The organism is Bacillus vallismortis (genome assembly GCF_040784915.1).
Classification (GTDB): Bacteria; Bacillota; Bacilli; order Bacillales; family Bacillaceae; genus Bacillus; species Bacillus subtilis_G.
Genome location: NZ_CP160797.1, coordinates 998,589 through 1,022,068 on the forward strand (window position 1 = coordinate 998,589; position 23,480 = coordinate 1,022,068).

Here is a 23,480-nt window from a genome sequence, read left to right on the forward strand (position 1 = left end):
GGCAATAATAAGTTTCTTTCTGACTTTAACCGGGTTCATTCATTTGAATCCGGTTTTTTGTGCTGGTTATGGGCTTGATTTTGTCCTTTCAAACGAAGAGAGGGGAAGATTAGTGATGCAAAACAATTCAGTGCAGCAAGCCAACATTTCCATTATGTCGAGTTTTTCGGGGAGCAAGAAAGTGTATGTGGAGGGTTCTTCTTCGGACATCCAAGTGCCGATGAGGGAAATCGCATTGAGTCCGACGACAGGGGCGTTCGGCGAAGAGGAAAACGCGCCTGTGCGTGTTTATGATACAAGCGGACCGTATACCGACCCCGATGTGACCATTCATATTCAAGAAGGGCTAAAGCCGCTCCGCCAAAAATGGATCACGGAGCGCAGCGATGTTGAACAATATGAAGGACGAGCTATAAAACCAGAAGATAACGGTTATAAAAAAGTAAATCCAAACGTAAGCTACCCAGGACTAAAGCGGAACCCGCTGCGGGCGAAAGCAGGTCAAAATGTCACACAAATGCATTATGCCAAAAAGGGGATCATTACACCTGAGATGGAGTTTATCGCAATCCGCGAGCATGTGTCTCCCGAATTTGTCAGAGATGAGGTAGCAAGCGGCCGGGCGATCATTCCTTCAAATATTAATCATCCTGAAAGCGAACCGATGATTATCGGCCGGAATTTTCATGTGAAGATTAATGCGAATATCGGGAATTCAGCGGTTACCTCATCTATAGAAGAAGAAGTGGAAAAAATGACGTGGGCCATTCGCTGGGGAGCGGATACGATGATGGATCTTTCTACCGGGAAAGACATTCATACGACGCGTGAATGGATTATCCGCAATTGCCCCGTGCCTGTGGGAACTGTTCCGATTTATCAGGCGCTTGAAAAGGTAAACGGCGTAGCGGAGGATTTAACGTGGGAGATTTACCGTGATACGCTGATCGAGCAGGCAGAGCAGGGAGTGGATTATTTTACGATTCACGCGGGTGTTTTGCTGCGGTATGTGCCGTTAACCGCCAAACGGACAACGGGAATCGTGTCACGCGGGGGAGCGATTATGGCACAGTGGTGTCTGGCTCATCATCAGGAAAGCTTTTTGTATACTCATTTTGAAGAAATCTGTGAAATCATGAAAGCGTATGATATTGCTTTCTCTCTTGGGGACGGGCTTCGCCCCGGATCAATCGCTGATGCCAATGACGAAGCGCAGTTTGCTGAATTGGAGACTCTCGGAGAATTGACGCAAATTGCCTGGAAGCATGATGTTCAGGTGATGATTGAGGGACCAGGGCATGTGCCGATGCATAAAATTAAAGAGAACGTCGATAAACAAATGGACATTTGTAAAGAAGCGCCTTTTTACACCTTGGGACCCCTGACGACAGATATTGCGCCGGGCTATGACCATATTACTTCAGCGATCGGAGCGGCGATGATCGGCTGGTATGGGACAGCCATGCTTTGTTATGTAACGCCGAAGGAGCATTTGGGGCTGCCTAATCGTGATGATGTACGTGAAGGAGTCATTACATATAAAATTGCTGCGCATGCCGCTGACCTTGCCAAAGGGCATCCCGGAGCGCAAATAAGGGATGACGCTTTATCGAAAGCCCGCTTTGAATTCCGCTGGCGAGACCAGTTTCATCTATCTCTTGATCCGGAAAGAGCGCTTGAATACCATGATGAAACCTTGCCGGCAGAAGGAGCGAAAACCGCTCATTTCTGTTCAATGTGCGGTCCGAAGTTTTGCAGCATGAGAATTTCTCAGGATATTCGCGACTATGCGAAGGGCAAAGAGCTTAGTGAATGGGATGCCATCGAAGAGGGGATGAAAGAAAAAGCCGAAGAATTTGTAAATCAAGGCAGCCAGCTTTACAAATAAAAGATTGCCAGTGAACTAATTTCAGCATTTTTGATCGGGGCACCGAAGGCTCTTATCTTTTAGATAAGGGCCTTTTTTTGTATTAATGGGAATAAGATTTTGCCGTTTAAGCTCTGATTTTGAAAACAAACGAGAGGTTATGAAGTGCGATGCCCATGGAGGAAATTGATATGAAGCATACGAAGTGCGTAACTAAATAAAAAACCCGCTAATTGCACAGCGGGTTTTTGCATCTCTTAAGCATCTTTTTTAATCGGCAATCCTAGGCCTTCAGCCACGCGTTTTCCGAATTCAGGATCGGCTTTGCAGAAATGCTCGATTTGGCGAAGTTTGATTTCTTCTTTTTCTACCGGTTTCATGGCGTTTACGATGTTTTCAACAAGGCGGGCACGCTCATCCTCGCTCATTAAACGATAGAGGTCACCGGCTTGTGTGTAGTGATCGTTGTGATCATAGCTTACGCTGTCAGCGATTCCTTTTACCGGATATGCTGCTTGTTTATCCTCAGGTGACTCTTTCGGGCCGCCGAAGCTGTTAGGCTCGTAATATACAGATCCGCCGCCGTTGTTATCAAAGCGCATTTGTCCGTCACGCTGATAATTGTTCACTTCGTTGCGTGCGCGGTTGATTGGCAGCGCTTGATGGTTTGCGCCAACACGGTAGCGGTGTGCATCATGATAAGCAAACAGCCGGCCTTGAAGCATTTTATCAGGAGAAACATCAATACCGGGCACAAGTGTTCCAGGTGAGAATGTAGCTTGTTCTACTTCTGCAAAGTAGTTTTCTGGATTTCTGTCAAGCACCATACGCCCGACTTCGATTAACGGATAGTCTTTTTGAGACCAAACTTTTGTGACATCAAACGGATCGAAGCGATACGTATTTGCATCTTCTAAAGGCATGATTTGCACATATAGTTTCCATGCGGGGAAATCACCGTTTTCTATCGCGTTGAAAAGATCTTCTGTATGATAATCTGGGTTTTCACCGGCAATTTTTGCAGCGGTATTAACATCAAGGTTTTTCACGCCTTGTTCTGTTTTAAAGTGATATTTAATCCATACGCCTTCGCCTTCGGCATTGGTCCATTTGAATGTATGGCTTCCAAAGCCGTGCATGTGGCGAAGTGTCGCAGGAATCCCGCGATCAGACATCAGAATCGACACTTGGTGAAGCGATTCGGGTGAAAGTGACCAGAAATCCCATACAGCTGTAGGGTTTTTCAAGTGTGTTTTTGGATCTCTTTTTTGTGTATGGATGAAATCAGGGAACTTAATCGCATCGCGGATAAAGAATACCGGTGTATTGTTACCGACGATGTCATAGTTTCCTTCTTCAGTATAAAATTTAACGGCAAATCCGCGCGGGTCGCGAACTGTGTCAGCCGAGCCAAGTTCACCGGCAACTGTTGAGAAACGGATGAACAACGGTGTGCGTTTGCCGACTTCAGAAAGGAAAGCGGCTTTCGTGTATTTTGTTACATCGTTTGTTACTTCAAAATATCCGTGAGCGCCTGCTCCTTTGGCGTGAACAACACGCTCAGGAACACGTTCTCTATTGAAATGGGCCAATTTTTCGAGTAAGTGTACATCTTGGATTAAAGTTGGTCCGCGAGAACCGGCAGTCATTGAATTTTGGTTATCTCCAACCGGGGCGCCCCAGCTAGTTGTCAGTTTATTTGAACTCATGTGATCACCTCTTGGAATTTATAAGAACATAATATCATCTCTAAGTAAAAAGTCAATATTATTTTATAATCATTATAAAATAGTTATCTCTATTAATCGATATCTAGTATTGAAAATGATGATAACCCCCTGTCATAACAGGTTTTAAAACAATGAAAATTTGTGTGATAATGATTTTTTCTTTTCTATTTGCGAAACAAGCAGAGTAAGTGATAAACAGGCAGACAAAATCTCGCTTAAATAGAGTTGGTTTATGACCGGTATCCTCACTTAGAAAAGTGTTTATTTTGCAGACTTGGCTTTTGCTTCTGCCATTTGAAAATGAGCGAACGAGAAAGCTTTAGAACAAAAGGGGGATAAGGCGCCGGTTTAAGTAAAACACAGCCCTTGAACACATTGTATGATATGTAAAGAAGGGAGCTGATTTTCTGAAAACATTGATAAGCATAACAATCATTTGCCTGATTGCTATGCTGTCAGCATGCGAAGATACAAAACAAATGGAAATCAAAGAGGCGGATATGTCAGATCTCGAAAAAAATAGAATGAATGTTGCAGCCTCACAAACCTTCACTGCCGAGGTCGCAAATATCAGCGATAGTATTTCTGGAGCTGAAATGTATATAGAGCATTATCAAAATGGAAAGCTTTTTGAAACCATTGGACCGGTAAGTGCAGATTACTCGGAGGAAAAACCCGATTCATTACAATTTGTTTGCTTTGAGAATGAGGAGGGAGAAGGTAAGAATAAACTGAGCACCGTTCATTTTGGAATTGTGGATAAACAAGGAAATATTGCGGCTGATTCGTCGTTTCGGCGTGATGATAGCGCGGCACAGGAAGTGACTCAGAAGATTTCGTCGGCTGAACCGATTTCTTTCGAAAAACCTGTATTGATCGGCAGCAGTATTAAAGGGACTGACGAACCAATGCACACCTCTGAACACAAAAAAGAGCTCATTAAGCATCAAGATGCGCTACTGTATTATGTGGAATTGCATCATTAGAAACGGGCGGCTTCAGGCCGTCTGTTTTACAAAGCGGTATACTTGCTTTTTTGAATCGTGCGTGATACATTTTAAATCGTAATAATTTCGATTTAAAAAGGAGGCTATGTGACTTGGCTAAAAAATCAAAAGTGGCAAAAGAGTTAAAACGCCAGCAGCTTGTTGAACAATACGCTGATATTAGACGCGAGCTGAAAGAAAAAGGAGATTACGAGGCACTCAGCAAGCTGCCGAGAGATTCGGCACCGGGAAGGCTCCACAATCGCTGCATGGTAACAGGGCGCCCGAGAGGATATATGAGGAAGTTTAAAATGTCCAGAATCGCTTTCAGGGAGCTGGCTCATAAAGGCCAGATTCCCGGTGTGAAAAAAGCGAGCTGGTAAGAAAAAACTCCGGCCGATTACAGCGCGCCGGAGTTTTTTTCGTTTTTCTTGAAAGCGATGACGTAGGATAGGTGCTGGATGATCATGATGATAAACACAATAATAATTGGGAAAAACGGAATATGCGATTGAAAAAGCGGATAAAAAATGAGAAGAACCGCTGCGGCAGGAAGCGAGAAATAGACGGCGATATAAGACGCGCGGCATGCTTTTGCCGTCATCATCTGCTCTCTTTCATCCTGCTCTTCAAATTCATCAGGCAGGAGAAGCTGCTTTCGGGCAGGACGGCTTTTCTTATGCAAGTACATATAAACCGCAGCCGCCGCAATAAACAGAATAAAGGGAGTGAGGTTTAATTCAAACACCATCTCGCCGCTCTTTGTACGGGAAAAGGCCGCTATGCCTTCAGAGGCTTTAAAGTATGCAATCAGCGTCCAGCATGCAAGGCCAAACAAAACTAGTTGAAAAGCTGCTTTTGTTTTCATGCTCATCTTAGTATTCCTCCTCTAACCAAAAGACATCCTCCATTTTCATGGAGAAAGCTTTGCAGATTTTTAGTGCTAACAACAGTGAGGGAACATAGTCGCCTTTTTCGATAGCTGCCACCGTTTGTCTTGTGACGCCGACTGTTTCTCCGAGTTTTTCCTGAGAATAGCCCAAACGCGCCCTCAGCTCTTTCACTTTATTTTTCATCATGACGTCTGTCCCCTTCACAATCTCATTTGATTATATTGTATAGTATACTTAACATTATGTAAATGCGACTTAACAACTTTACAAAAAGAAAACATTTTTTCGACAAAATTTTTATACTCCCTTGACGAAAAATCAATAAACGTGTAATATAAAAAAAGTCAGAGCAATACTGTTACTGACTATCACAAATGCGGGTGTAGTTTAGTGGTAAAACCTCAGCCTTCCAAGCTGATGTCGTGAGTTCGATTCTCATCACCCGCTCCATACATACGTTATTAACGCAGTGTTTCGTTTCTTAGATAAACGAAGTATTGCGTTTTTTTATGTAAAAAAGAACACATTATCTGTGTTCTTTTACGTAAGCCAATGTACTGTATGGGCGCCGCCGTGAATTTGTTCAAACATTTTCGTTAATGATGATAAGAGTTTAACAGCGCTGCTTTTTTTTATGGATGGCAGGAAAAAGATGATTTGCAGCATGTTCTTGGTCTCGTTAGTAACGGGAAAGCGATTGACGCTGTTTTTGAAATCGCCAAATATGCCGTTTTTATCAGAGAATAGCATGATGTTTTCTTTTTCTCCCAATGAGATCCGGACTGGCTCATGAAGCTTGCCGGCATCATAAATCATAATGGGCAGAGAATATTTTAATGCGAAAAAATCAATGGTGTCATGGGCTGAATCCTTGCTTTCCAGGAATTGTTCTTTGGATATCGGGATCAGCATGTCCTCCATTGGAGTTGTTTCTCCCTCAAATGAAGGGGTAAGCTGTTTAAAAAGTTCTCGCCATTCCTTGACGAAGGGTTCATCGGATATTCCGCCGTCCGCATAATCAAAAAACAAGGATTCTTGAAATAGGCGAAGCCTGCCTTTCAGCATTTGCGGAGAGGAACCAACTTCGATATTCTCATAAATCACAGCCGCCGCGTGTAAGCCGGGCGCACGTTCAGTAATAACAGAATCAAGTTTGATATTCACAAGCATTCACTCCAGATACGGGATATCAACCTATTATAAACGCTGTATCGTTTTATCACAAAGAAAGGAGGCTGTGCAAAGCATGAACATTTATCAGCTCAAAGAAGAATTAATTGAATACGCGAAAAGCATTGGCGTGGACAAGATTGGTTTTACGACCGCTGATACTTTTGACAGTTTAAAAGACCGTTTGATTCTTCAAGAATCACTCGGCTACCTCTCCGGCTTTGAAGAGCCGGATATCGAGAAAAGGGTGACGCCGAAGCTGCTTTTGCCGAAAGCGAAATCAATTGTGGCGATTGCTCTCGCATATCCTTCTAGAATGAAGGATGCGCCGAGAAGCACGAGAACTGAGCGCAGGGGCATTTTTTGCAGAGCCTCCTGGGGCAAAGACTATCACGATGTGCTAAGGGAAAAGCTCGATCTGCTGGAGGAATTTCTGAGAAGCAAGCATGAGGATATCAGAACCAAGTCAATGGTCGATACAGGTGAATTATCTGATCGGGCGGTTGCGGAGCGTGCGGGTATCGGATTCAGCGCGAAAAACTGTATGATCACAACGCCTGAGTATGGTTCTTATGTGTATTTAGCGGAAATGATCACAAATATACCTTTTGAACCCGATGTGCCGATTGAAGACATGTGCGGCTCCTGCACGAAATGTCTGGACGCCTGCCCGACGGGAGCACTGGTCAATCCGGGACAGCTGAATGCGCAGCGCTGCATCTCTTTTCTGACCCAGACGAAAGGATTTTTGCCTGATGAATTCCGTACAAAGATCGGAAACCGTCTGTATGGGTGCGATACGTGCCAAACGGTGTGTCCTCTTAATAAAGGGAAGGACTTTCATCTTCATCCGGAAATGGAGCCTGATCCTGAGATTGCTAAGCCGTTATTGAAGCCGCTCTTAACCATCAGCAACCGGGAATTTAAGGAGAAATTCGGACATGTTTCAGGTTCTTGGCGCGGGAAGAAACCGATTCAGAGAAACGCCATTCTCGCCCTTGCCCATTTTAAAGATGCTTCCGCACTGCCTGAATTGACGGAACTGATGCATAAGGACCCGCGTCCTGTTATCAGAGGAACAGCTGCATGGGCGATCGGTAAAATCGGAGACCATGCATACGCGGAAGAGCTTGAAAAAGCGTTGGAAAAAGAGAAGGATGAAGAGGCAAAGCAGGAAATTGAAAAAGGAATTGAGTTGCTAAAAGCTTCTGGCATGACTAAACAAGGCCTGTCCTGACATACGTATAGAACAGAAGGCAAAAACACTTGAGATGCATCCAAGTGTTTTTTCTCTATAACAAAGTATGGCGGGTGGGGTGAGCTTGAAGCACATATTAGAACAATTAGCGGAGGAGCGGCTGAGCTATTTGGTGAACGGGCATGCTATGAGACAGGAGTCTGAAGTCGGAGACCTAGAAGTCATGGAGCGAAAGAAGAAGCTTCTGGAAAAGCGTAAAGTTGATATCGTAAAAGCGAAAGCGAAGGCCGTCATCGGTCATGCGCGGATTGAGGATGACGGAACGACCTGCATGATGTATACCATCCATTATGAATACGTGTGTAAGGAGCAGGACGACAGCTTGTATATGGAAGAGCACATAGAGGAGCGGGTGGCTTTCCTTTATGATCACATTTTAATTAGTGATCAGGAAATTGAGAAAAAGCCGGCTGGATTTCATGAAGGGACCAGCATTATTGACTATTCTCAAGAGGAAAGAGAAGCGTTTGGCAGGGCATTTCAATACGATCGTCTCGGTGCTGTGCAATATGCCGAGAAATTTTGGAACAAGCGCAACCCGGCTTATAAAAATTTCAGCGATAACTGCACGAATTTTATTTCTCAGTGTCTTCATGCGGGAGACGCACCGATGCGCGGCCATCCAAACAGAGGGTCAGGCTGGTGGATGAAACAAAGTTCATGGAGCTACAGCTGGACGGTGGCTCATTCTATGAAAATGTTTTTGTCGAATTCAAAGGCCGGCCTGCGTGCGGTGCGGGTGAAATCAGCGGAAGAACTGGTGCCGGGTGATGTGATTTGCTATGACTTTGAAGGAGACGGCCGGTTTAATCATACAACGATTGTCGTGGCGAAGGACAAAGGCAATATGCCGCTTGTTAACGCCCAGTCGTATGACAGCCGGATGAGATTTTGGTCGTATGAGGATTCTACGGCATATACGCCGTCAATACGATATGCCTTTTTTCATATCGTTGATGATACGACAAAAGCATAATTAATGATATAATGATGGGCGGATAAGAAAAACAGAGGTGAACATTGTGGCATTACATGTCGTTTTATATCAACCAGAAATTCCCGCTAACACAGGGAATATTGCACGTACTTGTGCAGCAACCAATACAACGCTCCACCTGATTCGTCCGCTCGGCTTTTCAACAGATGATAAAATGCTGAAGCGTGCCGGGCTCGATTATTGGGAGTTTGTTAACGTTGTCTATCATGATTCGTTGGAAGAATTGTTTGAGGCATATCAAAAAGGCCAGTTTTTCTTTATTACGAAATTCGGTCAGCAGCCTCATACATCATTTGATTACACTGAGCTTGACGAAGATTATTTCTTCGTGTTCGGAAGAGAAACAAGCGGTTTGCCAAAGGATTTAATTCAAAATAATATGGACCGCTGCCTGCGTCTTCCGATGACAGAGCACGTCAGATCATTAAACCTGTCCAATACCGCGGCGATTCTTATTTATGAAGCATTGCGCCAGCAAAATTACCGTGATTTAAAATAGTGAAAAAACCCGCTCATCAATGATGGGCGGGTTTTTTATGTTATTAGGGATGCTTTGTTTTGTATTTGGGCTTAACAACGTAACAGTGTTATGTTACAATGAATCCATCGAAGGAGCTGGACCTATGGAAGAACAATTAATCTCTAAAAAAGAATTACTTGAAAAAACATCGATTTCTTACGGTCAACTGTATCGGTGGAAGCGGAAAAACTTAATTCCTGAGGAATGGTTTATTCGCAAGTCCACATTTACAGGGCAAGAGACGTTTTTTCCGAGAGAGGATATTTTAAAACGCATTTCAATGATTCAAAAGATGAAGGAAAATTTGTCACTGGATGAAATGAGGGAAATGCTGTCGCCGAAAATGAAGGATGTCAGCATGACCGCTGATGATTTGATTCATAAAGGTTTGATTTCAAGGACTGCTCTTGATGTCTTTTCAGAAGGCGGCGAGAATTCGGTTTTTTCTTCACGTGATCTGCTTTCGCTGTATGTGCTTGAAGGGCTGCTGCAGTCCGGAAATGTGAGCTTGGCAGAAGCGAAAATGGCTGCAGGGGTGTTAAAGCAGCATGATACTGAAGAGATCAAGAAACAGACGGAGCTGATTATGCTGCGGAAGCTCGGTGTCACAACTTGTTTTATAGCGGCCGCGGCGGACAGCATTCTATTTGAGTCATCCGTCAAGGTTGTGGAACGGGTAGATTTAGCTAAGGCGTCAGAGGAATTAAAAACAACATATATGCAGGAGGGCCATCAATGGATGTAATGGAAAAGCTGGTGATAAACGGATCAGGAAGTTCAAAGGGAGGAACGTTTCAATCAGTTGAGATTAACGGCAGCGGAACAGTGGCAGGGGACGTAGAGTGTGAGACTTTTTCTTTTAACGGAACTGGAAAAGCTGACGGCAGCGTCAAAGCGAAAGCGGTAACCATCAGCGGTTCAGGTAAGATACATGGAGACGTTGAAGCAGAATCTATTCGGATTAACGGAACAGGTTTAATTGAGGGAGAGGTATCTGCAAAACAATTGAATATCGCTGGATCATCGACATTTGGCGGTACAGTCAAGGCTGATGACATTGTCATTAGCGGAAAAGCAGTCATGGAAGCGGATTGTGAAACGGAAACCTTTCAATCGGAAGGGAAATGCAACATCAGCGGGCTCTTAAATGCTGACCAAGTGATTATAAAGCTTTCTGCCGGGGAAAGTAATGTGCGTGAAATTGGCTGCCGCCATCTTCAAGTGACTGGCAGAAAAGGGATGCTGACCTTGCTCAGACTGTTGCCGCAGCCTGTTTTAACGGCTGAACTGATTGAAGGGGACGTGATTGAGCTGACAAATACAAAGGCGAAAACCGTGCGAGGAAATAAAGTGAAAATCGGACCGAATTGCCAGATTGAAACCGTGGAATACAGCGGGGACTATACTTGTGATCCGAGCGCATCGGTAGAAACATGCACGAAGATGTGAGGAGGATCGTAATGGAGACAACAAAATTGGGAAATTTAAAATTATATGGCGCCGGTCACGCTGCAGGAGGCGCATATCACCATGTCAGCATCAAAGGAGAAGGTGTGGTCGGTGAAGGGCTGTCTGCCGCGGGCTGCCGCATATTCGGAACAGGATGTTTTCTCGGGAAAGCAGAGACTGATCGGCTGCGTGTGTATGGAGAAAGTGAGTTTAAAGGCGATCTGACAGCCGGCAGAATCAATGTATACGGCACAATGAAAGTAAGCGGTTCACTTCAATTTGATCGATTCAATCTGAAAGGTTTGACTGAAATTGGCGGGAATATGACTGGAGAATCGTGCGATGTGAAAGGGAAGCTTAGCGTCAAAGGCGATTGTGAAACAGAAATGTTCCATGTCACAGGCTGCGTTGATGTGTCAGGATTATTGAATGCGGGTGACATTAAGCTTGGATTGAGCCATGATGTAAGCTATGTGCGGGAAATCGGCGGAACAACAATAATAGTGAAAAGACGCGCGAGCTTTTTTAAACGGAAGAATACAAAACTGATTGCCAATGTCATAGAAGGAGATCAGGTTTATTTGGAGAATACCGAGGCGGCAGTTGTCAGGGGAAAAGAAGTGATCATCGGGCCGGGCTGCAGCATCGGAACAATTGAGTACAAAAACAAATACGAATGCGATCATCATTCAAAGGTTAAAGAAAAAATAAAACTGTAAAACACTGTTCTGTTATACAAAAAGGGTGCTCTTATGAGGAGCACCCTTTTTTTATTCTTTTCCCGGCTTGCTTTCGTACCCTGCGGTAAAAATTGATACTAAAAAAGTGACAATGACACCCATCATGATGATTGTATTCACCGTCTCTCCCCCTCTTCAATTTTTCCGTGCTGCCTGAGTCTGGATGATTCTGTTATTTTCTTTATTATGAACGGTCGCGGTCTGCCTTGTCAACGCCCGTGTAAGCATCTTTATTTTAAGAAACCAAAGCATGTATCACGAGATGGCGGCATAGATTGTATCAAAGTACCTTATTTGCATAGCGCATCAAACATGATGGAGGAGGTCCTTATGGATATATTAAAGAAAATTGAACAGTACAGAGAGGAAGAGCAGCGGCTGAAATGGGAAGGAACATTCGCCGATTATTTGGAGATTATTAAAGAAAATCCAATGGTCGCGCAATCTGCTCATTCTCGTGTTTTTAATATGATAAAAGACAGCGGGATAGAGGAGGTCGACGGGCGGAAGAAGTACAGCTTTTTTGACCGTGAGCTGTTCGGGCTTGAGGAATCACTGGAGCGTCTTGTGGAAGAGTATTTTCATCCGGCCGCGAAAAGGCTTGATGTCAGAAAGCGGATTCTATTGCTGATGGGGCCTGTGAGCGGCGGTAAATCAACGCTGGTCACGATGCTTAAAAAAGGTCTCGAAGCGTACACGCTGACGGATAATGGTGCCGTATATGCGATTAAAGGCTGCCCGATGCACGAGGACCCTCTACATTTAATCCCCCATCATTTGCGAGATGACTTTTACAGAGAGTACGGCATAAGAATAGAAGGAAGTCTTTCTCCTTTAAATGTCATGAGGCTGGAGGAAGAGTACGGAGGAAGAATTGAGGATGTGAAGGTTGAGCGCATTTTCTTTTCAGAAGATAAGCGTACGGGAATCGGAACATTCAGCCCATCTGATCCGAAGTCTCAGGATATTGCCGATTTGACGGGAAGTATTGATTTCTCAACCATTGCCGAATACGGTTCAGAATCGGATCCGCGTGCTTATCGGTTTGACGGGGAGCTGAATAAAGCCAACCGCGGGATGATGGAGTTTCAGGAGATGCTGAAATGTGATGAGAAATTTCTCTGGCATTTGCTTTCATTGACACAGGAAGGGAATTTTAAAGCCGGGCGATTTGCGTTAATTTCTGCTGATGAGCTGATCGTGGCTCACACGAATGAAACGGAGTATCGCTCATTTATTTCTAATAAGAAGAATGAAGCCCTGCACTCAAGAATCATTGTGATGCCGGTTCCTTATAATTTGAAAGTGTCTGAGGAAGAGAGAATTTATGAAAAAATGATCGCCGAGAGCGATGTGTCGGATGTTCACATCGCCCCGCATACGTTGAAGGTCGCTGCAATGTTCTCGATTCTCACCCGATTAAAAGAGCCTAAAAGGTCAGATATTGATCTGGTTAAAAAAATGAGACTGTATGATGGAGAAAGTGTGGAAGGATATAATTCTGTCGACGTTGAGGACATGAAAAAAGAATATCATGATGAAGGCATGAGCGGCATTGATCCGCGGTACGTGATCAATCGGATTTCTTCAACGATTATCAGAAAAAATATGGAATCGATTAATTCACTTGATGTTCTACGTTCCTTAAAAGAAGGTCTTGATCAGCATCCTTCGATTTCAAGCGAGGACAGGGAGAGGTTTTTGAATTTTATTTCTGCCGCCCGCAAGGAATATGACGACATTGCGAAAAAGGAAGTTCAAAAAGCGTTTGTGTATTCATATGAAGAATCAGCAAAAACACTTATGGACAATTACCTTGATAACGTAGAGGCTTATTGCAATAAAAACAAGCTGCGTGATCCTTTGACAGGAGAAGAAATGAACCCTGACGAAAAGCTGATGAGATCAATCGAAGAGCAGATCGGCATTTCGGAAAACGCCAAAAAAGCGTTCCGTGAAGAAATCTTAATCCGCATCTCGGCCTATGCGAGAAAAGGAAAGCGGTTTGATTACAATTCTCATGAAAGACTGCGTGAAGCGATTCAGAAAAAGTTGTTTGCTGATCTGAAGGATGTCGTTAAAATTACGACTTCAACCAAAACGCCGGATGAGCAGCAGCTGAAAAAGGTAAATGAAGTCGTGGCCCGTTTAATTGATGAGCACGGCTACAACTCGACGAGCGCCAATGAGCTGCTGAAATATGTCGGCAGCCTGCTGAACCGATAAGCAACGTGACCCGTCCGAATAGGGCGGGTTATTTTGTCCCATTTTCTAAATAGTTTGTCAATTAACCGTACTTTTGTGCATATGATGAATATAAATCTTTTCGAAAGACTTGTTTCATAATCCCGCACAAGCAGGAATACGTATGTATCACGACCACAAATGGTTAAGGAGGGGAATTCATGTCCCAAAATGACAGCGGCCATTTTTTGATTTCTGAGGAAAACTGGTCCCTCCATCGCAAAGGCTTTGATGACCAGCAGCGTCACCAGAAAAAAGTGCAGGAAGCGATCAAAAACAATCTTCCGGACCTCGTGACTGAGGAAAGCATTATTATGTCCAACGGAAAAGATGTAGTGAAGATCCCGATCCGTTCACTTGATGAGTATAAAATTCGTTATAACTATGATAAAAATAAACACGTAGGCCAAGGAGAAGGCGACAGCCAGGTTGGAGATGTCGTGGCCCGGGATGGATCAGACAAAAAACAGGGACCCGGAAAAGGGCAGGGCGCCGGTGACCAGGCAGGCGAAGATTATTATGAAGCAGAAGTTTCATTAATGGATTTAGAAGAAGCGCTTTTTAAGGAATTAGAACTCCCGAATCTCCAGCAAAAAGAGCGGGACAATATCATTCATACAGATATTGAGTTTAATGATATCCGTAAGACAGGGTTAACCGGTAATATAGATAAGAAAAGAACAATGATGTCAGCTTTTAAACGAAACGCGATGTCAGGAAAGCCGTCGTTCTATCCGATTTACCCGGAGGACTTGAAGTATAAGACATGGAATGACATAACAAAGCCCCAGTCAAAGGCTGTCGTCTTAGCGATGATGGATACAAGCGGCAGTATGGGTGTTTGGGAAAAATACATGGCCAGAAGCTTCTTTTTCTGGATGACCCGTTTTTTGCGGACGAAATATGAGACTGTAGAAATTGAATTTATTGCCCATCATACAGAAGCGAGAGTCGTTTCGGAAGAGGACTTTTTCTCAAAGGGAGAAAGCGGCGGAACAATCTGTTCTTCCGTATACCGAAAGTCGCTTGAGCTGATTGATGAAAAGTACAATCCCGCCCGCTATAATATTTACCCGTTTCATTTTTCTGACGGTGACAACCTGACATCTGATAACGCGCGCTGTGTGAAATTGGTCAATGATATTATGAAGAAAGCGAATCTTTTCTGCTACGGAGAAGTCAATCAGTACAACAGGCATTCAACGTTAATGTCTGCATACAAAAATGTGAAAGACGATAAATTTAAGTACTATATTTTAAAACAGAAGTCTGACGTTTTTCAGGCTTTGAAGAACTTTTTCAAAAATGAAGAATCTGGCGTAAGCCACCAATTTTCGTAATGAAAAGCCCATTTAAGGGCTTTTTTTAATTTAATAAAAGTAAGAAAACGGTTGCGGAAAAAATACGAGAAAAAAAGATATTTTTCCTTTGACAAATCTCCTTTCATTTATTAATATTTTATCTTGTGAACTATTATTGAGGATTGAGGTGAAAAGGAGTTGACTGAATCAGAACGTGCTTTGCTCACTTTTGAACAGCTCTTCGATACGTCTCGGGCAATTTATAAAAAACAGAAGAAGATATTGGAGATTGTGCTTGAGCCTTTTGATATTACAGTCCTTCAATACTTGCTGATGTTTAAAATTCATCAAAGCGGAAGTACCCCGTTAAGCAAGCTGGCAATGTCGCTTGATCTTAAGCCTGCTTCTGTGACGCGGATGACGGATATTCTGTATAAGCGCCAATTGATGAATCGATATGACAGTCCTGATGACCGCCGTATCGTTATGATTCAGTTAACCGAAGAGGGGGAAGAACTGCTAGAAAAAGCCGCTGTACATTATGCGAAAATGGGTGCGGGTTTGTACCAAAAGCTTGATACATCCCAGCTTCAATATTTGCGTAAGCTTGCCGGAAGCTTAACGAAGATTGCTGAAGGCTGTTCAGAAAAGCGGTAATGAAAAACTTCTCACATATTTTCACCACCATTCCGCAAAATGATAGAGGATGAAACGAAAGGAGAAAACAAAATGAACAGAGGACGTTTAATTCTGACCAACATTATCGGTTTGATTGTTGTTCTTGCAATTATAGGCGGAGGTGCTTATTACTATTATCAAAGCACTAACTTTATCAAAACAGACGAAGCGAAAGTAGCCGGCGATATGGCTGCTATTACAGCTCCAGCAGCAGGCAAAGTATCTGACTGGGATCTTGAAGAAGGAAAAACAGTCAAAAAAGGCGACACAGTTGCAAAAATCAAAGGTGAACAATCTGTTGACGTAAAATCCATCATGGATGGAACAATTGTGAAAAACGAAGTGAAAAACGGACAAACTGTACAAGCTGGCACAACAATTGCCCAAACCATTGACATGGATCACCTGTACATCACTGCGAATATTAAAGAAACAGATATTGCGGATGTTGAAGTAGGCAATAGTGTAGACGTTGTCGTTGATGGAGAACCTAACACAACATTTGACGGTACTGTAGAAGAAATCGGTTATGCGACAAATTCAACTTTTGATATGCTTCCATCTGCAAATTCAAGCGGCAACTATACAAAAATAACGCAAAAAGTTCCAGTGAAAATTTCAATCAAAAACCCATCTGATAAGGTGCTTCCTGGTATGAATGCATCTGTTAAAATTTCTGAGTAAAACAGATCAGTCATCAAACCATGAAAGGAGGTTGTCTTAGATGGCTACAGGCAAAGAAAATAAAGCGAAAAGCCCAATGTCATTGCTGATTGTGCTAATGGCGGGTTTATTTCTGGCAATACTGAACCAAACGCTGCTTAACGTCGCAATGCCGCACTTAATGACTGAATTTGGTGTAAGCGCAACGACGATTCAGTGGCTCACAACAGGTTACATGCTTGTTAACGGCGTTTTGATTCCGTTATCAGCCTTCCTTATTACACGATTTGGCCAACGGAGTCTCTTTCTCGTCGCCATGTTCTGTTTTACACTTGGTACGTTAGTCTGCGGTATCGCACCTAACTTCTCCACAATGCTGATCGGCCGTTTGATTCAGGCCGTGGGCGGAGGAATCTTGCAGCCGCTCGTTATGACAACTATTCTATTCATCTTCCCGCCTGAAAGCAGGGGGAAAGGAATGGGGATCTTCGGACTTGCGATGATGTTTGCTCCGGCGGTCGGCCCGACTCTTTCCGGGTGGATTATTGAGCATTACACATGGCGCATCATGTTTTACGGACTTGTGCCGATCGGCGCAATTGTTATTATCGTGGCTTTCTTCATCTTTAAAAATATGGTGGAGCCGCAAAAAATCAAACTCGATACGCTTGGAGCGATTCTTTCCATTGTCGGATTCGCCTCCTTACTATACGGAGTCAGTGAAGCAGGTTCTGACGGCTGGACAGATCCGATTGTCCTGTCTACAGTTATTATCGGTGTCATAGCAATTGTTGCTTTTGTTGTTCAGCAATTGCGTCATGACGATCCGATGCTTGATTTCAGAGTGTTTAAATACGACATTTTCTCACTATCAAGTGTCATTAATATTATTATTACAGTAGCGCTGTACACTGGTATGTTCCTGCTGCCGATTTACCTGCAAAACCTGGTCGGCTTTACGGCACTTCAATCCGGGCTGCTTCTGCTTCCGGGTGCGATCGTCATGCTGATCATGTCACCGATCTCTGGTATTTTGTTTGATAAATTCGGTCCGAGACCGCTCGCGATTATCGGGCTTCTCGTGACAGTGGTCACAACCTATCAATATACACAATTAACGATTGATACATCATATGTACACATCATGCTGATCTACTCAATCCGTGCCTTCGGTATGTCACTCTTAATGATGCCGGTTATGACAGCGGGGATGAACCAGCTTCCTGCCCGTCTGAACAGCCACGGTACGGCGATGAGCAACACGCTTCGCCAAATCAGCGGATCAATCGGTACAAGCTTAATTACGACGATTTATACAAACCGTACGACATTCCATTATTCACAAATTGCAGATAAAACAAGCACGGCGGACCCGAACTTCCTCCATGCGTTCCAAAATGCGGTTTCCAATATAATGGTGAATATGAATGTATCCTACGAAACAGCGAAAACGTATGTTTACTCTCATATTTATAAACATGCAACACTCGATTCAAACGTCATGGGGATTAATGACGCTTTTATGTGGGCAACATTGTTCTGTGTGGCAGGTTTAATTCTAAGTCTGTTCCTGCGTGACGTCAGAAAAGATAAATTGCGGAAAAAGAGAAAAGAGGAGCTTTCATTGCTTCCGGCTCCTAAAGAAGTGAAGGAATCTTAATCTGTACAAGGAGGTTTCCTGAATGAAAATTTATGTAGTGTATGACAGTGAAGGTGAACATACAAAGGCTCTTGCAGAAGCGATTGCTGAAGGCGCGAGGGAAAACGAGGCGGCTGAGGTGCTGATCGATCATGTCGATCAGGCTGATATCCGTAAACTAAAAGAGATGGATGCGATTATTTGGGGGTGCCCTGGGCATTTCGGAACAATCAGCTCCGGTCTCAAAGCTTGGATCGACAGACTTGGCTATTTGTGGGCTGAAGGCGAGCTGATCAACAAAGTCGGCGCTGTTTTCTGCACAACGGCAACAACACACGGCGGCTTGGAAATGACAATGCACAATCTCATCACGCCGATGTTCCACCAAGGCATGATCGTTGTCGGCCTGCCTGGCAACGTGCCTGAAAACGCACTGTACGGCTCTTATTACGGTGCAGGCGTCACCTGTCCGGTTGACAGTGACGAGTTAATGTCTGAGGAAGGTATTCAGCTTGGGCGCGCCTTAGGAAGACGCGTCAGCCAAGTCACAGGAAACCTAACAGCAGGTCAGTAAAGGAGAGGTTGAAATGGCCATTATTATCGCAATTATTGCTGCTGTCATTGTCATTGCGGGTCTTATAACATTTAACGTCCGCAACGCCTCTCTTGGACCTGAGAAGCAAGAAACAACCGAAAGAATCTCCCCTCCAGAAGAGGAAAAAAACGAAGCGCAATACCCTGCTGAAACAAGGGCTGCCGAGCATATGCCAGCCGTTGTGAAAAACGATTCCCCAAAAGAGAAACGTGACGCAATGGGTGATGATATTTACAGGCAGGCGCTGCAAAAGTTTAAGCATTCTGATGAAGATCAGTCAGAAGAAAAGGTCACTGAAGAAAGTGACAAAATGCAGGACAGCAGCTATCGTGATGCGCTGCTCTCCATGAAAAGTAAGAATAAGTAATAAAAAAGGCAAATCCGTTTACTCATAGCGGATTTGCCTTTTTTTCTGTGTGCATGTATGAATTATATTTTTTTATCAAATAAATCCATGGAATATGTTGTATTCAGGTTTGAACTAGTGTACTATGTTACTCATACACCGAAGAGGCTTCCGGGAGGGAAAGACATGGATTCTTTTTTAGGTCTGTTAAAGAAAGATATAAAGCTTTCAAGAATGTGGCTGCTAGTTTGGGTATGCGGAATCATTTTCTTATTGGTGCCAGGTCATATCATAGCTTCTCGCACAAAAGAACCTCTTTTCATTTTTGGTTTCTTTGTTGCAGTTGCTTTTTTTCTGCTTTTCCTATCTCCTGTTTTTGTGTTTTATCACCTTCGCAAAGAAGGGAAATCACAGCTTTGGCTGTATAATCCAAATGGCGGTTTTAGGCTGCTTTCTTCCAAATTGGCAGCAACTTTGCTCTATCAATTTCTGATTCAATTGGCATTAACCGCTTATGGCATATGGATTTATCATATGTTCTCCGTGAAAAACCTGCTGGAGCATCATGTTGATATGACAAGCACAGTCGTTTTGCTGAATGTGTACGGGCTTATTTCCTCGTTATATATGTCAGTAACGATAGTTGTCTTTTGGACTGTTTTTCATTCACTTAAGAATTGGCGCGCAATGCGATGGGCTGCGATGGGGCTGCTGGCCACAGTGTGGTTCTTTCTCGATAAATACCTCATAAGCCCATTATTAGAATCTCAAAAGCACTTCTGGCCTGTAACAGTTTATTGTAATTTTGATTTTCACTTCCGTGACGTTTGGAGATTGGAATTAAAACCGATACATCTACCTGTGCTTGGGTTTCCTATCGCTATTGTCATCACAATCTTGCTGCTTATCGCGGCTTCAAAACTGCTTGATCGTAAAGTAGAGGTGTGAAGATGGACAATCATTTCCAATCCTCGAAACCGATTTATCTGCAGATTGCTGACCAGATCTTCTATCGGCTGGTCAGGAAGGAACTGCTTCCGGGAGACAAGCTTCCTTCTGTAAGAGAAATGGCGATTCAAACCAAGGTAAATCCCAATACAATTCAAAGAACATACAGTGAGATGGAAAGGCTGGGTATTGTGGAGACAAGAAGAGGTCAAGGGACGTTTATTGCGGAGAAAGCAGACATCGTAGATGAGCTGAAAGACAGGCTGACACGAGAAGTGCTGGAAGGCTTTGTGAAGCAAATGACAGAGCTGGGGTTAACGAAAGAAGAAATGGTTGAAGGGATTAAAACATTCACTGAGGGAGGCTGAAATGGAAATCACTTTAGAACGTGTATCAAAAAAATACGGCAGCCACACCGCCGTTCAAGATGTATCGATCTCCTTATCATCCGGACGGATTTATGGTCTGATCGGTCCGAACGGCAGCGGTAAATCAACGACCTTAAAAATGATGGCCGGCCTTCTGTTTCCTACATCAGGGTTGGTAAAAGCGGATGAAAAGCAGGTTACGAGAGATATGGTGCGCCACACGGCTTATCTTACAGAGCTTGATATGTTTTATCCGCATTTTACTGTAAAAGACATGGTGAAGTTCTATCAGTCTCAATTTTCTGATTTTCAAGCAGACCAAGCTTATAAGCTGTTGAATGAGATGCAGCTCGATCCGGAAAAAAAGATCAAAAAGCTGTCGAAAGGAAATCGGGGCAGGCTGAAAATCGTTCTTGCTTTAGCAAGAAGGGCATCCGTCATCTTGCTGGATGAACCCTTTTCCGGGCTTGATCCGATGGTGAGGGATTCCATCGTAAACAGCTTGGTTTCGTACATTGATTTTGAGCAGCAGATTGTCGTGATCGCTACGCACGAGATTGATGAAATAGAAACCTTGCTTGACGAAGTCATCGTGCTTGCGAATGGAGAGAAGGTTGCGCAGCGTGATGTGGAGGACATTCGTGAGCAGGAAGGCATGTCTGTTTTGCAATGGTTTAAATCTAAAATGGAAGTTTACTAGAAAAGAAAGAGGAGGAATATGATGAAGACTGTGTTGGAATTGAAAAATGTGACAAAGAACATCAGAGGGCGAACGATCATTGATCATCTTAGTTTTACAATTCGAGAAGGCGAAGTATTCGGTTTTTTAGGGCCGAACGGAGCGGGGAAAACGACAACTATCAGAATGATGGTAGGATTAATGAAACTGTCAAAAGGTGATGTGCTCATTTGCGGCCAATCGATCACGAAAGAGTATGCCAAGGCGATTAAGCATATTGGGGCGATCGTAGAAAACCCAGAGCTGTATAAATTCTTAAGTGGATATAAAAATCTCCAGCAATATGCAAGGATGGTCAAGGGCGTCACGAAGGAAAAAATTGATGAAGTCATTGAACTAGTCGGTTTAACAGACAGAATCCATGACAAGGTGAAAACATATTCTCTTGGGATGAGACAACGTCTCGGCTTGGCACAATGCCTTCTGCACGATCCGAAAGTGCTGATTTTGGATGAACCGACCAACGGCCTTGATCCGGCGGGAATCAGGGAAATCAGAGATCATTTAAAAAAGCTGACGCGAGAAAGAGGAATGGCTGTCATTGTTTCAAGCCACCTGCTCTCAGAAATGGAACTGATGTGTGATCGAATTGCGATTTTACAAAAAGGGAAGCTTATCGATATTCAAAATGTAAAAGATGAAATCACTGATGAAAAAGATACATATTTCTTCAACGTTGAGCAGCCGAATGAAGCCGCTTCTGTTCTAAAGGAGTATGATGTGGTGGGCAAGACAAACGGTGTAGAAGTCAAGCTGTCTAAAGACGAAGTCCCTGCGGCCATTGAATTGCTGGTGATGCAGCAAATCCGGATTTATGAAGTAAAAGTAATGGCGAAATCATTAGAGGACCGTTTCTTAGAAGTGACAGGTGAAGCAAAAGAGGAGGTTCAACATGCTTAATTTGATTTATAATGAATGGGTCAAAATTTTCAGCCGTGCCGGAACATGGGTGATGATCGGGATTCTGGCTTTGACCATGATTGGCTGGGCGTTCTTAACAAACCATTTTACGTCGGATGAAGCAAATCCGAAATGGAAACAAACGCTTCAAGCGGAAAATGCCGCATTGAAGAAAGAGATCAAAGAAAATCCTTCACTGAAAGATGGCTATGAAGAAACGATTACAGTCAACAACTATCGTATTGAACATAATATCCCCGATGACACTGGGTATACTGTATGGTCTTATGTAACAGATTCAGCAAATTTTACGATCCTGACCGGTCTATTCACCATTATTATCGCAGCTGGAATTGTCGCGAACGAATTTAATTGGGGAACGATTAAGCTGTTAATGATCCGCCCGCTCAGCCGTTTTCAGATTTTGCTCTCTAAATATATTACAGTTCTCCTGTTTGGATTTTTATTGCTGTTTATTTTATTTATGGGGTCTGCTTTATTAGGGTTGATCTTCTTCGGGACAGGCGGCGACACTGCTGCGAATGTTCATTTAATCTACAAGGACGGCCATATTTTTGAACAAAATATGATGGGATATTTGGCAAAAACATATCTCTCGGAATCTGTTGCAGCTTTAATGATCGCAACGATGGCATTTATGCTGTCGGCTGTCTTTAGAAACAGCTCGCTGGCAGTAGGTTTTTCCATCTTTTTATTGGTAACGGGTACGACAGCCACTGCATTTATTGCGATGAAGTTTGACTGGGCAAAGTATATTTTATTTGCCAATGTCAGCTTAATGCAATATGTAGAGGGATCACCGTTGGTAGAAGGGATGACGATGACTTTCTCGGTTGTTATGCTGGCAGTTTACTTTGTTGTCTTCCTGTTGTTGGCTTTCGGAATCTTTATGAAACGGGATATTGCGAACTAATGTAAAAAGCTGTTTTGCTTAAGCAAAACAGCTTTTTTATCGAAAAAAACTGCAGGTTTGCGCCTGCAGTTTTTCATATCAATTTATGCTTACGCTTCTTTAGTAACGTTAGCAGCTTGTGGTCCACGGTTGCCTTCAACGATTTCGAAAGAAACTGTTTGGCCTTCTTCTAAAGTTTTGAAGCCTTCGCCTTGAATAGCAGAGAAATGAACGAATACATCGTCTTGACCTTCTACTTCGATGAATCCGAAACCTTTTTCAGAGTTGAACCATTTTACTTTACCTTCTAACATGAAATTTCCTCCTAAAGCGATCATAACGCTTAAATTCACTATTCTTGCTCTTAACAAACTTTCAAGACGAAAACTCTTACAAAACTTTCTTCTTAAAGATAGTTCGAACAAAAATAATTACCTTTACTCTACCAGTAATCTTCAGAAAAAACAACTGCTAAACGAAACTTTTTCGTGAAATACCATATTTATTTTTCAATTTGATATTTATTCACTGAAATT

At 43.3% G+C, this 23,480-nt stretch carries 26 protein-coding genes, 1 tRNA gene and 1 pseudogene; 23 read left to right on the forward strand and 5 right to left on the reverse strand.

The features are described 5' to 3' along the window. Positions 1 to 115 precede the first annotated feature (115 nt). Complete coding sequence (thiC, locus tag ABZM97_RS04950) at positions 116 to 1,888, forward strand: phosphomethylpyrimidine synthase ThiC (protein WP_087993700.1); 1,773 nt, start codon at positions 116 to 118, stop codon at positions 1,886 to 1,888. A gap of 236 nt (positions 1,889 to 2,124) precedes the next feature. Here thiC and katA read toward each other — a convergent pair whose 3' ends face one another. After that, the gene (katA, locus tag ABZM97_RS04955) at positions 2,125 to 3,576 is read right to left on the reverse strand and encodes a catalase KatA (RefSeq protein ID WP_253268962.1); all 1,452 of its coding nucleotides are present in this window, start codon (positions 3,574 to 3,576) and stop codon (positions 2,125 to 2,127) included. A gap of 470 nt (positions 3,577 to 4,046) precedes the next feature. Between katA and ABZM97_RS04960 the strand changes: the two genes are divergently transcribed. Then, positions 4,047 to 4,583: a hypothetical protein gene (locus ABZM97_RS04960; RefSeq protein WP_202328537.1), complete on the forward strand. Its 537-nt coding sequence runs from the start codon at positions 4,047 to 4,049 to the stop codon at positions 4,581 to 4,583. 113 nt (positions 4,584 to 4,696) lie between these two features. Next, positions 4,697 to 4,966, forward strand: coding sequence for a 30S ribosomal protein S14 (gene rpsN, locus ABZM97_RS04965; protein ID WP_061188229.1), 270 nt, complete (start codon positions 4,697 to 4,699; stop codon positions 4,964 to 4,966). A 17-nt stretch (positions 4,967 to 4,983) separates the two neighbouring features. On the opposite strand, the gene ABZM97_RS04970 is transcribed toward rpsN, so the two are convergent. After that, the gene (locus ABZM97_RS04970) at positions 4,984 to 5,457 is read right to left on the reverse strand and encodes a hypothetical protein (RefSeq protein WP_087993702.1); all 474 of its coding nucleotides are present in this window, start codon (positions 5,455 to 5,457) and stop codon (positions 4,984 to 4,986) included. Between the two features lies 1 nt (position 5,458). Continuing rightward, a complete protein-coding gene (locus ABZM97_RS04975; protein WP_087993737.1) occupies positions 5,459 to 5,659 on the reverse strand; it encodes a helix-turn-helix transcriptional regulator in 201 nt (66 codons plus the stop codon). Positions 5,660 to 5,852: 193 nt separating this feature from the next. On the opposite strand from ABZM97_RS04975, the gene ABZM97_RS04980 reads away from it, so the two are divergent. Further along, a tRNA-Gly gene (locus ABZM97_RS04980) sits at positions 5,853 to 5,926 on the forward strand. Between the two features lie 90 nt (positions 5,927 to 6,016). Here ABZM97_RS04980 and ABZM97_RS04985 read toward each other — a convergent pair. Next, entirely contained in the window at positions 6,017 to 6,640 is a 624-nt protein-coding gene (locus tag ABZM97_RS04985; protein ID WP_087993703.1) for a B3/4 domain-containing protein, read from the reverse strand. Between the two features lie 82 nt (positions 6,641 to 6,722). Here ABZM97_RS04985 and queG point away from each other — a divergent pair, with 82 nt between their 5' ends. The 19 genes and pseudogenes from queG to ABZM97_RS05080 all read left to right on the forward strand — a co-directional run bounded on the left by queG (position 6,723) and on the right by ABZM97_RS05080 (position 22,965). After that, a complete protein-coding gene (queG, locus tag ABZM97_RS04990) occupies positions 6,723 to 7,883 on the forward strand; it encodes a tRNA epoxyqueuosine(34) reductase QueG (RefSeq protein WP_367387286.1) in 1,161 nt (386 codons plus the stop codon). Between the two features lie 67 nt (positions 7,884 to 7,950). After that, positions 7,951 to 8,880: an amidase domain-containing protein gene (locus ABZM97_RS04995; RefSeq protein WP_087993705.1), complete on the forward strand. Its 930-nt coding sequence runs from the start codon at positions 7,951 to 7,953 to the stop codon at positions 8,878 to 8,880. A 37-nt stretch (positions 8,881 to 8,917) separates the two neighbouring features. Next, positions 8,918 to 9,400 carry a tRNA (uridine(34)/cytosine(34)/5-carboxymethylaminomethyluridine(34)-2'-O)-methyltransferase TrmL gene (gene trmL, locus ABZM97_RS05000; protein ID WP_087993706.1) on the forward strand — a complete coding sequence of 161 codons (483 nt, stop codon included), beginning with the start codon at positions 8,918 to 8,920 and terminating at the stop codon, positions 9,398 to 9,400. 124 nt (positions 9,401 to 9,524) lie between these two features. Continuing rightward, entirely contained in the window at positions 9,525 to 10,166 is a 642-nt protein-coding gene (locus ABZM97_RS05005; protein ID WP_176365314.1) for a YhbD family protein, read from the forward strand. Continuing rightward, positions 10,157 to 10,870 (forward strand): polymer-forming cytoskeletal protein, encoded by a 714-nt coding sequence (locus ABZM97_RS05010; RefSeq protein ID WP_087993707.1) that lies wholly within the window; start codon positions 10,157 to 10,159, stop codon positions 10,868 to 10,870. Before ABZM97_RS05005 ends, ABZM97_RS05010 begins: the two co-directional genes overlap by 10 nt. 11 nt (positions 10,871 to 10,881) lie before the next feature. Next, on the forward strand, positions 10,882 to 11,589 hold the full coding sequence (locus ABZM97_RS05015; protein ID WP_087993708.1) for a hypothetical protein: 708 nt from the start codon (positions 10,882 to 10,884) through the stop codon (positions 11,587 to 11,589). A gap of 351 nt (positions 11,590 to 11,940) precedes the next feature. Then, positions 11,941 to 13,836: a serine/threonine protein kinase PrkA gene (gene prkA / locus ABZM97_RS05020; RefSeq protein ID WP_148964361.1), complete on the forward strand. Its 1,896-nt coding sequence runs from the start codon at positions 11,941 to 11,943 to the stop codon at positions 13,834 to 13,836. 179 nt (positions 13,837 to 14,015) lie between these two features. Then, positions 14,016 to 15,194: a sporulation protein YhbH gene (gene yhbH, locus ABZM97_RS05025; RefSeq protein ID WP_289346754.1), complete on the forward strand. Its 1,179-nt coding sequence runs from the start codon at positions 14,016 to 14,018 to the stop codon at positions 15,192 to 15,194. Positions 15,195 to 15,353: 159 nt separating this feature from the next. Next, on the forward strand, positions 15,354 to 15,812 hold the full coding sequence (locus ABZM97_RS05030) for a MarR family transcriptional regulator (RefSeq protein WP_087993711.1): 459 nt from the start codon (positions 15,354 to 15,356) through the stop codon (positions 15,810 to 15,812). Positions 15,813 to 15,851: 39 nt separating this feature from the next. Continuing rightward, positions 15,852 to 16,517: an HlyD family secretion protein gene (locus ABZM97_RS05035; protein WP_087993712.1), complete on the forward strand. Its 666-nt coding sequence runs from the start codon at positions 15,852 to 15,854 to the stop codon at positions 16,515 to 16,517. A 40-nt stretch (positions 16,518 to 16,557) separates the two neighbouring features. Next, complete coding sequence (locus ABZM97_RS05040; protein ID WP_087993713.1) at positions 16,558 to 18,156, forward strand: MFS transporter; 1,599 nt, start codon at positions 16,558 to 16,560, stop codon at positions 18,154 to 18,156. Between the two features lie 22 nt (positions 18,157 to 18,178). Beyond that, positions 18,179 to 18,709, forward strand: a complete 531-nt coding sequence (locus ABZM97_RS05045) for an NAD(P)H-dependent oxidoreductase (protein WP_087993714.1) — start codon at positions 18,179 to 18,181, stop codon at positions 18,707 to 18,709. 13 nt (positions 18,710 to 18,722) lie between these two features. Continuing rightward, positions 18,723 to 19,097 (forward strand): hypothetical protein, encoded by a 375-nt coding sequence (locus ABZM97_RS05050; RefSeq protein ID WP_087993715.1) that lies wholly within the window; start codon positions 18,723 to 18,725, stop codon positions 19,095 to 19,097. Beyond that, positions 19,097 to 19,241, forward strand: a pseudogene (locus tag ABZM97_RS05055) (hypothetical protein); the annotation flags it as partial. The gene ABZM97_RS05050 and the pseudogene ABZM97_RS05055, both read left to right, overlap by 1 nt. Positions 19,242 to 19,262: 21 nt before the next feature. Beyond that, a complete protein-coding gene (locus ABZM97_RS05060; RefSeq protein ID WP_202328527.1) occupies positions 19,263 to 20,024 on the forward strand; it encodes a hypothetical protein in 762 nt (253 codons plus the stop codon). A 2-nt stretch (positions 20,025 to 20,026) separates the two neighbouring features. Beyond that, positions 20,027 to 20,392 (forward strand): GntR family transcriptional regulator, encoded by a 366-nt coding sequence (locus ABZM97_RS05065; RefSeq protein ID WP_087993717.1) that lies wholly within the window; start codon positions 20,027 to 20,029, stop codon positions 20,390 to 20,392. Between the two features lies 1 nt (position 20,393). Further along, a complete protein-coding gene (locus tag ABZM97_RS05070; protein ID WP_087993718.1) occupies positions 20,394 to 21,092 on the forward strand; it encodes an ABC transporter ATP-binding protein in 699 nt (232 codons plus the stop codon). A gap of 21 nt (positions 21,093 to 21,113) precedes the next feature. Beyond that, entirely contained in the window at positions 21,114 to 22,031 is a 918-nt protein-coding gene (locus tag ABZM97_RS05075) for an ABC transporter ATP-binding protein (RefSeq protein WP_087993719.1), read from the forward strand. Beyond that, entirely contained in the window at positions 22,024 to 22,965 is a 942-nt protein-coding gene (locus ABZM97_RS05080) for an ABC transporter permease (RefSeq protein ID WP_087993720.1), read from the forward strand. The genes ABZM97_RS05075 and ABZM97_RS05080 overlap by 8 nt, the downstream gene beginning before the upstream one ends. Before the next feature lie 89 nt (positions 22,966 to 23,054). Here the strand turns inward: ABZM97_RS05080 and cspB are convergent, their stop codons facing one another. Then, positions 23,055 to 23,258, reverse strand: a complete 204-nt coding sequence (gene cspB / locus ABZM97_RS05085) for a cold shock-like protein CspB (RefSeq protein ID WP_087993721.1) — start codon at positions 23,256 to 23,258, stop codon at positions 23,055 to 23,057. Positions 23,259 to 23,480 lie beyond the last annotated feature (222 nt).